Source organism: Curtobacterium sp. A7_M15, assembly GCF_030705415.1.
Lineage (GTDB): Bacteria > Actinomycetota > Actinomycetes > Actinomycetales > Microbacteriaceae > Curtobacterium.
Map to the genome: position 1 here is coordinate 12,195 of NZ_JAUZED010000021.1, position 12,619 is coordinate 24,813.

The 12,619-nt window shown below is 71.9% G+C and carries 14 protein-coding genes; 3 read left to right on the forward strand and 11 right to left on the reverse strand.

Annotation, left to right across the window (positions count from 1 at the left end):
• Positions 1 to 9 precede the first annotated feature (9 nt).
• The 5 genes from Q7F20_RS06075 to Q7F20_RS06095 form a co-directional block, all read right to left on the reverse strand.
• On the reverse strand, positions 10 to 807 hold the full coding sequence (locus tag Q7F20_RS06075) for a sugar phosphate isomerase/epimerase (RefSeq protein WP_305739219.1): 798 nt from the start codon (positions 805 to 807) through the stop codon (positions 10 to 12).
• Between the two features lie 82 nt (positions 808 to 889).
• Complete coding sequence (locus Q7F20_RS06080; protein ID WP_305739220.1) at positions 890 to 1,270, reverse strand: type II toxin-antitoxin system death-on-curing family toxin; 381 nt, start codon at positions 1,268 to 1,270, stop codon at positions 890 to 892.
• Positions 1,267 to 1,470, reverse strand: a complete 204-nt coding sequence (locus tag Q7F20_RS06085; RefSeq protein ID WP_305739221.1) for a ribbon-helix-helix protein, CopG family — start codon at positions 1,468 to 1,470, stop codon at positions 1,267 to 1,269. Before Q7F20_RS06085 ends, Q7F20_RS06080 begins: the two co-directional genes overlap by 4 nt.
• A gap of 44 nt (positions 1,471 to 1,514) precedes the next feature.
• On the reverse strand, positions 1,515 to 2,207 hold the full coding sequence (locus tag Q7F20_RS06090; RefSeq protein WP_305739222.1) for a response regulator transcription factor: 693 nt from the start codon (positions 2,205 to 2,207) through the stop codon (positions 1,515 to 1,517).
• The gene (locus tag Q7F20_RS06095) at positions 2,204 to 3,529 is read right to left on the reverse strand and encodes a sensor histidine kinase (RefSeq protein WP_305739223.1); all 1,326 of its coding nucleotides are present in this window, start codon (positions 3,527 to 3,529) and stop codon (positions 2,204 to 2,206) included. Before Q7F20_RS06095 ends, Q7F20_RS06090 begins: the two co-directional genes overlap by 4 nt.
• A 214-nt stretch (positions 3,530 to 3,743) precedes the next feature.
• On the opposite strand from Q7F20_RS06095, the gene Q7F20_RS06100 reads away from it, so the two are divergent.
• Positions 3,744 to 3,983, forward strand: a complete 240-nt coding sequence (locus tag Q7F20_RS06100) for an SHOCT domain-containing protein (protein WP_305739224.1) — start codon at positions 3,744 to 3,746, stop codon at positions 3,981 to 3,983.
• Here the strand turns inward: Q7F20_RS06100 and Q7F20_RS06105 are convergent.
• Positions 3,970 to 4,509 (reverse strand): gluconokinase, encoded by a 540-nt coding sequence (locus Q7F20_RS06105; protein WP_305739225.1) that lies wholly within the window; start codon positions 4,507 to 4,509, stop codon positions 3,970 to 3,972. The two genes, Q7F20_RS06100 and Q7F20_RS06105, sit on opposite strands and share 14 nt — an antisense overlap.
• A 112-nt stretch (positions 4,510 to 4,621) precedes the next feature.
• Between Q7F20_RS06105 and gndA the strand changes: the two genes are divergently transcribed.
• Positions 4,622 to 6,079, forward strand: a complete 1,458-nt coding sequence (gene gndA / locus Q7F20_RS06110; RefSeq protein ID WP_305739226.1) for an NADP-dependent phosphogluconate dehydrogenase — start codon at positions 4,622 to 4,624, stop codon at positions 6,077 to 6,079.
• Positions 6,080 to 6,202: 123 nt separating this feature from the next.
• On the opposite strand, the gene Q7F20_RS06115 is transcribed toward gndA, so the two are convergent.
• Positions 6,203 to 6,829, reverse strand: coding sequence for a hypothetical protein (locus Q7F20_RS06115; RefSeq protein ID WP_305739227.1), 627 nt, complete (start codon positions 6,827 to 6,829; stop codon positions 6,203 to 6,205).
• Between the two features lie 242 nt (positions 6,830 to 7,071).
• On the opposite strand from Q7F20_RS06115, the gene Q7F20_RS06120 reads away from it, so the two are divergent.
• The gene (locus Q7F20_RS06120) at positions 7,072 to 8,655 is read left to right on the forward strand and encodes a molybdopterin-dependent oxidoreductase (RefSeq protein WP_305739228.1); all 1,584 of its coding nucleotides are present in this window, start codon (positions 7,072 to 7,074) and stop codon (positions 8,653 to 8,655) included.
• An 87-nt stretch (positions 8,656 to 8,742) separates the two neighbouring features.
• Here the strand turns inward: Q7F20_RS06120 and Q7F20_RS06125 are convergent, their stop codons facing one another.
• From Q7F20_RS06125 to Q7F20_RS06140, 4 genes are all read right to left on the reverse strand, one after another.
• Positions 8,743 to 9,522, reverse strand: a complete 780-nt coding sequence (locus tag Q7F20_RS06125; protein ID WP_305739229.1) for a putative protein N(5)-glutamine methyltransferase — start codon at positions 9,520 to 9,522, stop codon at positions 8,743 to 8,745.
• A complete protein-coding gene (locus Q7F20_RS06130) occupies positions 9,519 to 10,496 on the reverse strand; it encodes a ribose-phosphate diphosphokinase (RefSeq protein WP_305739230.1) in 978 nt (325 codons plus the stop codon). Before Q7F20_RS06130 ends, Q7F20_RS06125 begins: the two co-directional genes overlap by 4 nt.
• Positions 10,497 to 10,550: 54 nt before the next feature.
• Entirely contained in the window at positions 10,551 to 11,984 is a 1,434-nt protein-coding gene (gene glmU / locus Q7F20_RS06135; protein WP_305739231.1) for a bifunctional UDP-N-acetylglucosamine diphosphorylase/glucosamine-1-phosphate N-acetyltransferase GlmU, read from the reverse strand.
• Positions 11,985 to 12,116: 132 nt separating this feature from the next.
• Positions 12,117 to 12,320, reverse strand: coding sequence for a hypothetical protein (locus tag Q7F20_RS06140; protein ID WP_305739232.1), 204 nt, complete (start codon positions 12,318 to 12,320; stop codon positions 12,117 to 12,119).
• Positions 12,321 to 12,619 lie beyond the last annotated feature (299 nt).

Consider the following 12,619-nt stretch of genomic DNA (forward strand, 5'->3'; position numbering starts at 1 on the left):
CGGGACCCGTCACACGAGACCGGCACCTGCCCGTCGGAGGAGGTCGAGGGAGCGACTGATCTCGGCCTCCGCCGCGGTCGGGTCGCCGGACCACCGGCATTCGAGGGAGACGGAACCGCGGTAGCCGCCGTCGTGCGCGGCCCGGAGGAAGTCGCGCCAGAGCCCGTCGCCGCCCTCGGCCCCGACCGGGAGACGGTCGCGGTCGCTGACGTGCACGTGCCCGATGCGGGCGCCGTGCTCCCGGAGGACGTCGAGCGACTCGCCCTCGTTCCGGATGTGGAACAGGTCGGCGACGACGTCCACCCCGTCGACGGCGGCGTCGTCCAGGAACCGGACGGCCTCGGCGAATGAGTTCAGGACGTTCGTCTCGGAACGACTGAGCGGTTCGAGCACGATGCGGAGGTCGTTCGCCGCGGCGGTGTCACGAGCCGTCCGGAGCACCTCGGCGAAACGGCGGTGGGCCTCGGCCGCGGGCATGCCGTCGGGTGCCGTGCGAGCCGTCCCCGAGCCGAACACGACCTTCGCACCCGGGTCCGCGACGGAGCGGACGATCGGGAGGACGGCCTCGAAGTAGCCCCGGACCGCGTCTGGGTCAGCGGTCAGCAGCGGGAGGTCGCCGGGGACGAGGATTGCGAAGGACGGGAAGCGGTGGCCGGCGTAGCCGTCGTTGAGCAACCAGCCGCCGTCGCCGTTCGGCCGGATCGCCAAGTTGCCCGCGATGGTCGGCTCGACGTGGTCGGCGCCCGCGCGACGGACGGCCTCGGTCAGTGCTGCTGTGGCGACGACGCCGAATCCGGTGAACGACATGGGACCCATGCAACTCGGGGTGCGGCGGTCCGCCAGGTGTTGCCGTCCGTTGCCACGGTGGTGGTCACCCCGGCGTGCGTCGTCAGTCCGCGGTCTCGACGAACTCGGAGAGTGCTCGGGCGATCTCGGGCACGGCGTCGAGGCGCCCCTCTGCCACGGCGATGATGAACTCGTACGCTTGGTCGTTCGTCGCCGTCAGCCGTCGTCCGTTCACGCCGAGGAACACGATGAGGAGCATGAGCCCGACGCGCTGGTTCCCGTCGACGAGGGCGTGGTTCCGCACCGCCGAGTGCACGAGCGCCGCGGCTTTGTCCACGACGGTCGGGTAGGCATCAGCACCGCCCACCGAGGTCGCCGGTCGTGCGACGGCGGCTTCGAGCAGTCCCACATCGCGGAGGAGGAATCCGTCGCCGAGCGTGCGACGAGCGATGTGCAGCGCTTCGTCCGTCGTGAGGTGGATCACCGACCGAGCCGCTCCAGCGCCTCGGCGTACCGCGGGAGTTCGCGGTCGAGGATGCTGTCGATCAGGTCGCTCCGGCTGTGGTGCTCGATGTACTCACGGATCGCGGCCCGGGCGATCTCCTGCATCGAGCGCTCTTCGAGATCGGCACGCTTCCGCAGTGCGCTCGCTTCGTCATCGTCGAGTCGGAGCGTCATGGCCATACGGTCGATGGTATCACCAGTGATACCCGCGGCGAGGAGGCTGTTCACGGGCGCCAACCGGGTGTGACGAGGCCGGTCTCGTAGGCGAAGACGACGAGCTGCGCCCGGTCGCGGGCGCCGAGCTTGATCATCGCCCGGGAGACGTGGGTCTTCGTGGTCATCGGGCTGACGAAGAGGTGCTGGGCGATCTCGGCGTTCGTCATGCCGACCGCGACGAGCTGCATGACCTGCCGTTCCCGGTCGGTCAGGACGTCGAGCTCCGGCGCGAGGGACGACGGCTTGGCGTGGGTGGCGTACGCCTCGACCAGGGAGCGGGTGGCACGGGGCGAGAGCAGGGACTCCCCCGCGACGACCGTCCGGATCGCCCGGAGGAGCTCGGCCGGCTCGGTGTCCTTCACGAGGAACCCCGCGGCGCCACCGCGGATCGCCTCGAACACGTAGTCGTCCTCCTCGAAGGTCGTGAGGATGACCACGTGCACGTCCGCGAGCTCGGAGTCGGCCGAGATCCGCTGCGTCGCCGCGAGCCCGTCGGTGCCCGGCATGCGGATGTCCATGAGGACGACGTCGGGGCGTTCGCGGCGGACGGCGTCCACCGCGGCGTCTCCGTCGCCCGCGTCGCCGACGACGCTCATGCCGGGTTCGGCGTCCACGAGCGCACGGAGTCCGGCGCGGACGAGCACCTGGTCGTCGACCAGGAGCACGCGGATCGGATCCGGGGTGGTGGGGTCGGAGGTCATCGGAGGTCCTCGGTGTCGGTGCCGGCCACCGGGAGGCGCGCGATCACGCGCCACCCGCCGTCGGTCGTCGGTCCGGCGGACAGGGTGCCGCCGACGGCGTTCGCGCGTTCGCGCATCCCGATGATCCCGTTGCCGGTCGCAGCGAGCGGCTCGGTCGAGCCTCGGTCGGCCGACGGTGGCTGCGACGGATGGTCGGCGACGACGAGGTCCACGACGTCCGGGCCGATCGAGACCACCACGTCGGCTCGGTGCCCAGGGGCGTGCTTCATGACGTTGGTCACCGACTCCTGCACGATCCGGAACGCGTTCCGGTCCGTGACGCCGTGCACGGCCGAAGGGTCGCCGTCGACGGCCAGGGTGACGTCGACGCCGGCTGCACGGGCTCGTTGCACCAGGTCGGCGACACGATCGAGCCCGGCGACCGGGGCACGCTCGGCTCCCTCGCCGTCGGGCGCGCCGACGGACTCGGCCCCGGACGCTCCGTCGACGGACCGGAGGACGCCGAGGATCGTCCGGAGTTCGACGAGGGCGTCACGGCTCGAGTCGCGGATGTTCGCCAGGGAGTCGCGCGTCTGGTCAGGGAGATCGGTGCCGAGGTGCAGTGCGACACCCGCCTGGAGGTTGATGAGCGACATGCTGTGGGCGACCGAGTCGTGGAGTTCGCGGGCGATCCGCACCCGTTCGTCGGCGGCACGGCGCCGGTCGGCCTCGGCGCGCTGACGACGGCGTTCCGCGACCCGTTCGAGCCGGACCCGGACGAGTTCGGACACGGCGATCGTCACGGTGGCCCACGCGACGCAGAGCAGCACCGCACCGAGGTCGAGCACGGACGAGCGGTCGAGGACGACGTCGGCGGTCGGGAGCACGACGACGGCGAGCGCCGCCGAGGCGACGACCCACCAGCGGTACCCGCGGAGCCAGGCGTTCGCGAGCGCCATCGTCAGCGCGGCGACGAACGGCCCGCGCGGGCTCACCACGAGGGCGTACCCGATCGTGGTCGCGAGGGTGAGGAGCAGCACGGCCCGTGGCCACCGCCAACGCCACGGGAGCACCACGACGCCGGCCACGAGCAACCCGATCGCGAGCGGCCCGAGCTGCACGGGGTCGACCGCGCCCGTGGCCGCGTGGCGCGCCCAGGGTGGGCCGGGCGTGCCGGTCCCGAGCCCCGGGCCGACCAGCACGCGCGACGCGAGCAGCGTCCCGACGATCTGGAGGAACGCCACCGGGAGGACGCGACCCACGCGGGCGAAGCGGCGGCGCCCGCCCCAGCGGGTGCCCGCGCTCTCGCTCGCCGGGCCGGCGAGGGTCGGGGTGGTGTCCATGGCTCGAGCCTAGGGTCGACCCCGGCCCGCGGCATCGGGCGGGAGCACGACCTGTGGACTACTCCCGCGGGCGTAGCGGGATGTGGAGGAGGACGTGCACTACGACAGCGGGAGCAGGCGGAAGTGGGGCTGCGGGACGGACGCGCGCCGCGCCTCCAGGACCGAGTCTGGGACGGTCGTGACCGCGACGCCGAACCGACCACAGGAGGTCACCATGCTCACCACCATCGCTGCCACCGCGCCCTACTGGCACGGCGGCGGGTTCCCGTTCTTCGTCTTCCCGGCCTTCTTCTTCTTCGCGTTCCTCGTCGTGTTCCTCGTGTTCGGTGTGCTCCGCCGGGGCACCTGGCGGGCGCGGTCGGACGCGCGCTCGGTGCTCGCCGACCGGTTCGCCCGAGGCGACATCGACGCCGAGGAGTACCGCTCGCGGCTCTCGGAGCTCAGCCGGAAGTGACCGACAGCGCGGCGAGGATCGTCGCCACCGTCTCGTCGACCGATCCCTCGATCGACACGGAGACGGCGGCCTCGTCCGGCTGCGGACGCTCGAGCGTGGCGAACTGCGAGTCGAGCAAGGAGCTCGGCATGTACTCGTGGTGCCGGTGCGCCTGCCGGTCGGCGATGAGGTCTCGCGAGCCGTCGAGGAAGGCGATGAGGAGGGTCGGAGCGGACGCACGGAGCCGGTCGCGGTAGGTCCGCTTCAGCGCCGAGTTGGCCATCACGCAGCGGTGCCCGGAGTCCTCGACCTCGGCGATGCGCGCGGCGCAGGCGTCCAGCCAGGGCCAGCGGTCCTCGTCCGTGAGGGGGATCCCCTGCCGCATCTTCTCCTTGTTCGCGACGGGGTGCAGGTCGTCCGCGTCCACGAACACGGTGGACTGGCCCTGGGCGGCGAGCGCGTCGGCGAGGGCCTGTCCGATCGTCGACTTGCCGGAACCGGAGACCCCCATCACGAGCAGGGGCGGGAGGACAGCACGGTCGGTCATCCCTCCACCGTATTGGGCCGGTGAACGGTCATCCACAGTTGCCGTAACAGCCGTGCGGTCCCAGGCTGCGGACCGTAGGTTGGTGCCGGAACGTCAGGACGAAGGAGACCTCGTGGCAGAGAACAACGGACAGGCGAACATCGGCGTGGTCGGTCTGGCGGTGATGGGTTCGAACCTCGCGCGGAACCTCGCCTCGCGCGAGGGCAACACGGTCGCGGTGTACAACCGCACGTACGCCCGCACCGAGGAACTGCTGCAGGAGCACGGTGACGCCGGGTTCATCGCGTCCGAGTCGATCGACGACTTCGTCGCGTCGCTGTCGAAGCCCCGCACCGCGATCATCATGGTGCAGGCCGGCAAGGGCACCGACGCCGTCATCGAGCAGCTCGCCGAGCGGTTCGAGGAGGGCGACATCATCGTCGACGGCGGCAACGCCAACTTCCACGACACCATCCGCCGCGAGCACGACCTGCGCGAGCAGGGCCTGAACTTCGTCGGCACCGGCATCTCCGGCGGGGAAGAGGGCGCGCTGAAGGGCCCGTCGATCATGCCCGGCGGGTCAAAGGAGGCCTGGGAGACGCTCGGTCCGATCCTGAAGTCGATCGCCGCCGTCGCCGAGGGCGAGCCGTGCGTCACGCACATCGGGACCGACGGCGCCGGCCACTTCGTGAAGATGGTCCACAACGGCATCGAGTACGCCGACATGCAGCTCATCGCCGAGTCCTACGACCTGCTCCGCCGCGTCGGCGGGCTGAGCGTCGAGCAGCTCGTGCAGGTGTTCGACGAGTGGAACAAGGGCGACCTCGAGTCGTACCTGATCGAGATCACCGGCGAGGTCCTCAAGCAGCAGGACGCCGAAACCGGCAAGCCGCTGGTCGACGTGATCCGCGACGAGGCAGGGTCGAAGGGCACCGGTGTGTGGACGGTGCAGAACGCCGTCGGACTCGGGATCCCGGTGTCCGGCATCGGCGAAGCCGTGTTCGCCCGCGCCGTGTCGTCGAAGCCGGTCCAGCGCGCCGCCGTGCAGCGGGCCTTCCCGGACCGTCCCGCCATCGCCGACGTCCCGGACGGGTTCGAGGACGACGTCCGCGCCGCGCTCTACGCGTCGAAGGTCGTCGCGTACGCGCAGGGCTTCGACCTGATCATCGCCGGGGCGAAGGAGTACGGCTGGGACATCAACCTCGGCAACATCGCCAAGATCTGGCGCGGCGGCTGCATCATCCGGGCACAGTTCCTGAACCGCATCGTCGAGGCGTACGACAAGAACCCCTCGCTCGAGTCGCTGCTGGTCGACCCGTACTTCGCGAACGCCGTGCAGGAAGGCGAGGCAGCATGGCGTCGCATCGTCGGGATCGCGGCCGCGTCGGGGATCCCCGCACCGGGCTTCTCGTCCGCGCTGGCGTACTTCGACTCGCTCGCCTCGGACCGTCTGCCGGCAGCGCTCATCCAGGGACAGCGCGACTTCTTCGGCGCCCACACGTACCAGCGGATCGACAAGGACGGCACCTTCCACACGCTCTGGTCCGACGACGACCGCCGCGAGGTCGAACAGGAACCCTCGACCCACTAGGCCGCGACGACGACCGCATACAACGGGAGGCCCCGCCGGACGGCGGGGCCTTCCGCATCTCCGCGCGTTCAGCGCGCTGCGTGCCCGGCGCCGCGAGTCGCCGTGAGTCGACGTGAGTCGCCGCTACGCGACGATGCGCTCGCGCGCGAGGTCGGCCACCAGCCGCTCCATGCGCGGACCCCGGCCCAGCATCCGCCGGGACCCCGGCCCCGCACGGACGAAGAACGTCGCCACCGCCGTCGTGTCGTCGGGCCGGACGTAGTGCATCGCGATCGCCCACGACCGCCCGTCGCCGTGCACGTCCTCGAGCCCGACGTGCACCATCCGGCTCCACCGGATCACGAGCAGCCGGGTCGCGCGACGTTCTTCGAGTTCCCACAGCGACGCCTCGGTCGCACCGAACGCCCACGTCACCCGGTGCCCGAGCGCGACGTCGGGCCGGATCGACTCCACCGATGCCCGGAGCTCCGGGGTCGGTGCCGCAGGGACGAGCCACACCGTCGGGTCGATGCGCCGGATCGCGAGCGCGAGCGCTTCGTCCTCGTGCCGCCGTCGAAGGGACCATCCCCGCAGGACGGCGCCGGCGATCACGAGGAGGCCGACGCCGATCACGGCGACCTCGACGACGCCGAAGAACGCCAGGTCGGCGTCGGGGTCGGTGGAGACCACGATGATCCGTGCCGTGAGCAGCGCCGCCCACACGCCGACGATGATCCAGCGCAGGACCAGGAGCCGCCGTGCCTGCGACATCGGGTGGCGGTCCCGTCGCCGGGCGCGACCGAAGCGCGGGACACGATCGGGACGCCTCAGCACACGTCGATCCTCGCATGCCCCACGCGCGACCGACTGGCCGGGAACGGTGAACGCCGGACGAACCAGCGGACCCGAACCTGCAGGGTACGAGTCGTCCACAGGCCTGAACACCTCCGGCTCCGTCCACTGCATGCACGACTGTCAGCACACACGCGGCGCGCTCGACCTACGCTCGGCCCGTGACCACAGATCTCGCGCCCGCTCCCGTGGCGGTCTCGCACCCCCGCCTGCTCGCGGCCGCGACGGGCATCGTCGCCGCGATCGCGTTCTTGGCTGCCGCGGAACTCGGCGCGCTCGTCCTCGGCGGTGCGGGGAGCCCCCTCGTGGCGGTCGGCTCGGCGGTCATCGACCTCGCGCCCCGCGGCGCGAAGGACCTGATGGTCACACTCTTCGGCACCGGCGACAAGGTCGCCCTGTTCGTGCTCATGACCGTCATCGTCGTCGTGGTCAGCGCCGGTGCGGGCGTCGTCGAGCGTGCCCGACCGCCGTTCGGAGCCGTCGTCTTCGCCGTGGGCGGCGTCCTCTCGCTCCTGGCCGTGACCACCCGTTCCGGCAGCGGCACGCTGGACGGGGCCCCGTCGGTGCTCGGGGTCGCCGCGGCGGTCGTCGTGCTCCGGCTGCTCACCGCCAGGCTCCGCCGGTGGGAGTCGGCCGCCGCCGTGCCTTCCGCCGCACCGCGCCCCGCCTCGACGGAACGACGCGCCTTCCTGGTGTGGGGCGTGACGGCGGCGACGATCGCGGTGGTGGTGGGCGGCGCGTCTCGTCTCGGTACCGCAGCGGCCCAGGCGACCGCCGCAGCGCGCCGAGCCGTCCGCCTGCCGGCGCCGTCGACCACCGCGCCCGCGGTCCCGGCCGGCGCATCGCTCGACGTCGCCGGCATCACGCCGTACGTCACGCCGAACAGCGACTTCTACCGCATCGACACCGCGCTGCGGGTGCCCTCGATCGACACCGCGGACTGGAAGCTCCGCATCCACGGAGCCGTCGAGCACGAGGTCGAACTCACGTGGGACGACCTGCTCGCCCTGCCGCTCGAAGAGCACCACGCGACGCTGAGCTGCGTCTCGAACGAGGTCGGTGGCGACCTCATCGGGAACGCCCTGTGGCTCGGCTACCCGATCCGGAAGCTGCTCGAGCGGGCCGCGCCCCGTGCGGGCGCCGACATGGTGCTGTCCCGCAGCATCGACGGGTTCACGGCGGGCACACCCCTCGACGTCCTGCAGGACGACGGGACGGCTGCGCTGCTCGCCGTGGGGATGAACGGTGAGCCGCTGCCGCCCGAGCACGGGTTCCCGGTGCGCATGGTGGTCCCCGGGCTGTTCGGGTACGTCTCCGCGACGAAGTGGGTCACCGAGCTCGAGGTCACGCGGTTCGCCGATGCGCAGGGCTACTGGACACCGCGCGGCTGGTCGGAACGCGGCCCGGTCAAGCTCGAGTCGCGCATCGACACCCCGCGCGCGGGTGCGACGGTCCGCGCCGGTTCGACGGTGGCGATCGCGGGGGTCGCGTGGCAGCCGCACACCGGGGTGAAGGGAGTCCAGGTCCGGGTCGGGGACGGCGCCTGGGAAGCGGCGACCCTCGCCGACTCGGTGTCGGCGGACACGTGGCGGCAGTGGGTCTACCGGTGGACGCCGACGAAGGGGTCCCACCGCATCCAGGTGCGCGCCATCAGTGCGGACGGTGAGGTCCAGACGAGCGTCGAGCGACCGCCGGCTCCCAACGGAGCGTCCGGCTGGCACACGATCGAGGTCCAGGCCAGCTGACCCCGCCCGGCGGAAGGCCGACCAGCCGACGGGCGGGAAGCACGGGTCGGCCCGGCGACGGCGGGTCACGAAGGTGGGCGGGTCGTTTCAGACGGGGCGCGTCGCCACGACGCAGGTCCCGTCGACCTCGTCGTCGGACTCGACGGTCGCCGGGAGGCCCGCAGCGTCGAACCCCGACGCCGAGGCCGACGCCTGCGCCGCCGACACCTCGATCACGACCGAACCCCCGGGCCGGAGCCACTCCCCCGCGCCCGACGCGATCCGCCGGTGCAGGTCGAGTCCGTCCGCCCCGCCGTCGAGGGCGACCCGGTGCTCGTGGTCACGGGCCTCCGACGGCATCATCGGGATGGACGCCGTCGGCACGTACGGGGCGTTCACGGCGATGACGTCGACCGCCCCGCGGAACCGGTCGGGCAACGGCGCGAAGAGGTCCCCCGCGACGACGATCCCGCGGTCGCCGATGTTCTCCGCCGCGACCTCGACGGCCGCGGGGTCGATGTCGGACGCGACGAGGTCGAGGGCACCGACCCGGCGCAGCAGGGCGACCGAGATCGCCCCGACACCGCAGCAGAGGTCGACCACGCGGTCGTAGCGGTGCAACCGACGGGCGGCCTGCTCCACGACGACGGTCGTCCGGGTTCGGGGCACGAAGACTCCCGGCGTGACACGCAGACGGTGCCCGTCGAAGGCCGCCCACCCGAGCACGTACTCGAGCGGTTCGCCACCGAGCCGTCGCTGCACGAGCGCTCGGAGCCGGACGGCGTCACCGTCCCCTGCCTCGAGCAGCAGGTCGGCCTCGTCCTCGGCGAAGACGCTGCCCGCGGCCCGGAGCCGGGCCGCGAGCGCGTCACGCACGGATGCGGTCAAGCGGCGCCGTCGAACATCGAGGTGACCGACCCGTCGTCGAAGACCTCGTGGATGGCGCGGGCGATGAGCGGTGCGATCGGCAGGACCTCGAGACGGTCCCACCGCTTCTCTTCCGGCAGCGGCAGGGTGTCCGTGACGACCACGCGGTCGATGAACTCGCTCTGGAGCAGCTCGGTCGCCGGGTCGGAGAACACCGCGTGCGTCGCCGCGACGACCACGCCGGTGGCGCCGGCGGCCTTGAGCGCCTCTGCTGCCTTGGCGATGGTGCGACCGGTGTCGATCAGGTCGTCGACGAGCAGGCACACGCGACCCGAGACGTCACCGACGATCTCGTGGACGGACACCTGGTTCGGCACGAGCGGGTCGCGGCGCTTGTGGATGATGGCGAGCGGCGCACCGAGCTTCTCGGACCAGATGTCGGCGACGCGCACGCGGCCCATGTCCGGCGAGACGACCGTCAGCGTCGACGGGTCGAGGGTCTGCTGGAAGCGCTCGAGCAGCACCGGCATCGCGAAGAGGTGGTCGACCGGGCCGTCGAAGAAGCCCTGGATCTGCGCGGCGTGCAGGTCGACGCTCATGATGCGGTGCGCGCCGGCGGCCTTGAACAGGTCGGCGACGAGTCGCGCCGAGATCGGCTCGCGACCGCGCCCCTTCTTGTCCTGCCGCGCGTACGGGTAGAACGGCGCGACGACGGTGATGCGCTTCGCCGATGCACGCTTCAGGGCGTCGACCATGATGAGCTGCTCCATGAGCCACTCGTTGATCGGTGCGGTGTGGGACTGGATGACGAACGCGTCACAGCCGCGGACCGACTCGTCGAACCGGGCGTACAGCTCCCCGTTCGCGAAGGTCCGTGCATCGGTCGGGACGAGGTCCACACCGAGTTCCTCGGCGATCTCGGCCGAGAGCGCCGGGTGTGCTCGCCCCGAGACGAGGACGAGTCGTTTCTGGCCGGTCGTTTTGATTCCGGACAAGTGCGGTGCTCACTCCCTGACCCCGCGGGGCCGTGTTGATCGGCCCGAGAGCCGTCAGATCTGTTCGCCGTTCGCGCGCCGAGCGGCCTCGGCAGCCGGCGTCCCGGGTCGGTGTTCTTCGACCCATCCGTCGGTGTTGCGCTGTGGGGCGTAGCTGATCGCCAGCGACCCGGCAGGGACGTCCTTGCGGACGGTCGTACCCGCGCCGGTGTACGCTCCGTCACCAATCCTAACCGGGGCGACGAACACGTTGTGCGACCCTGTACGGACGTTCGAGCCGACCTCGGTCCGGTGCTTGTGCGCCCCGTCGTAGTTCGCCGTGATCGTGTTCGCGCCGATGTTCGAGTCCTCGCCGACCTCGGCGTCTCCGATGTACGACAGGTGCGGCACCTTGCTGCCCCGGCCGATCGTCGCGTTCTTCGTCTCGACGAAGGTGCCGATCTTGCCCCCGTCGCCGAGGATCGTACCGGGCCGCAGGTAGGCGAACGGCCCGACGGAGGCGCCGTCGCCGATCACGGCGAGGGTCGCGTCGGCGCGGTTCACCACGGCGCCGACGCCGACCTCGGTGTCCCGCAGGGTGGTGTCCGGCCCGACGACCGCGCCGGAGGCGATCGCGGTGGCACCGACGAGCTGGGTGCCGGGCAGGATCTCGGCGTCGGGTTCGATCGACACGTCGAGGTCGATCCACGTCGTCGCCGGGTCCTGCACCGTGACGCCGGCGAGCTGGTGCCGACGCACGATGCGCGCGTTGAGCACCCGTGCGGCGTCGGACAGCTGCGCCCGGTCGTTGATGCCGGCGACGAGCCACGGGTCGGGCAGAGTGACGACGTCGATGCGTGCCCCGCGTGCACCGATCAGGGCCGGCGCGTCGGTGATGTACTTCTCGCCCTGCGCGTTCGCCGTGGTGAGCGACGGCAGGACCGCGCGGAGGTGCGCGACGTCGAACGCGTAGATGCCCGCGTTCGCCTCGGCGATCGTCAGCTGCTCGGCGGTCGCGTCCTTGTGCTCGACGACCCCGACGAACGCCCCGTCGGCGTCGCGGACGATGCGGCCGAGGCCCGTCGGGTCCGGTGCGATCGCGCTCACGAAGGTGGCGCCGTTGCCGCCGCCGACGTGGGCGTCCACGAGCGCACGCAGCGACTCGGCGTCGAGCAGCGGCACGTCGCCCGAGAGCACGACGACGGCACCGTCGAAGTCCGCCGGCAGCGCCTCGACCGCGACCTCGACCGCGCGACCCGTGCCGGGCACGTCGTCCTGGTCGACCACGATCGCGTCCGGTGCCCGCTCGGTGACCTCGGCCGCGACGAGCTCCCGCTCGTGTCGCACGACCACGGCGACGTGCTCGGGCTCGAGCGACGACGCCGTCCGCAGCACGTGCGCGATCAGCGGCAGTCCGGCGAGGCGGTGCAGGACCTTCGGGGTGGACGACTTCATGCGCGTGCCCTGCCCGGCGGCGAGGACGACGACGGCGATGCGCTGCTCGGTCATGGCTCCATCCTGGCGCACGCTCGCTGCCGAGTCCGTCGGAACCACGCGGTGGGCGCAACCGTGCGCGGAACCGCAGCCGGTCGGCGGGCCGGCACCGCGCCTCCTGGCCTGGACGGGTCCCACCCGTGCCCGTCAGCCGAGCTCGGCGGCGTCCCCGACTCCGCACCGTGAGACCGCTGCGAGCGAGCTCCGCACGGTCGCCGCCCCGAACTGGATGCGCTCGACGGCGCCACCCGCTCCCGTGACGACGAACTGACGACTGCCGTCGTTGAGCGAGGACTCCGAGTACCGGACGGTCAACCCGTCCGCAGCCCACGACCGGCCGACGGTCCGCACCGCACCCTCGGGGTCGGGGACACCCGCGCCGATGCGGACGAGGTTGTAGAGCGCTCCGGACGTGCCGTCACCGAGGAGACACTCCTGGGCGTACTCGTTCTCCTGCGAGTCGTCCTACGTGACGTCCGAGGTCTGCTTGGTCGCGTCGACGTACGCAGCGGCGAGGTCGCGCTGGTGCTGGACGGTCGGCGTGCTCGATCTGCTCTGCACCGGGGTGCCGCCGGTCGGCGGAGCGGAACACGCGGCGAGCGTCAGTGTCAGGGCGAGCGCTGTCCCCGCTGCTGCGCCTCTCGCACGTC

Coding starts and splice junctions, on each gene's coding strand:
- Q7F20_RS06075 (WP_305739219.1), bottom strand. CDS start 807: ATGTCGTTCACCGGATTCGGCGTCGTCGCCACAGCAGCACTGACCGAG.
- Q7F20_RS06085 (WP_305739221.1), bottom strand. CDS start 1,470: ATGGCCATGACGCTCCGACTCGACGATGACGAAGCGAGCGCACTGCGG.
- Q7F20_RS06090 (WP_305739222.1), bottom strand. CDS start 2,207: ATGACCTCCGACCCCACCACCCCGGATCCGATCCGCGTGCTCCTGGTC.
- Q7F20_RS06095 (WP_305739223.1), bottom strand. CDS start 3,529: ATGGACACCACCCCGACCCTCGCCGGCCCGGCGAGCGAGAGCGCGGGC.
- Q7F20_RS06100 (WP_305739224.1), top strand. CDS start 3,744: ATGCTCACCACCATCGCTGCCACCGCGCCCTACTGGCACGGCGGCGGG.
- Q7F20_RS06105 (WP_305739225.1), bottom strand. CDS start 4,509: ATGACCGACCGTGCTGTCCTCCCGCCCCTGCTCGTGATGGGGGTCTCC.
- Q7F20_RS06115 (WP_305739227.1), bottom strand. CDS start 6,829: ATGTCGCAGGCACGGCGGCTCCTGGTCCTGCGCTGGATCATCGTCGGC.
- glmU (WP_305739231.1), bottom strand. CDS start 11,984: ATGACCGAGCAGCGCATCGCCGTCGTCGTCCTCGCCGCCGGGCAGGGC.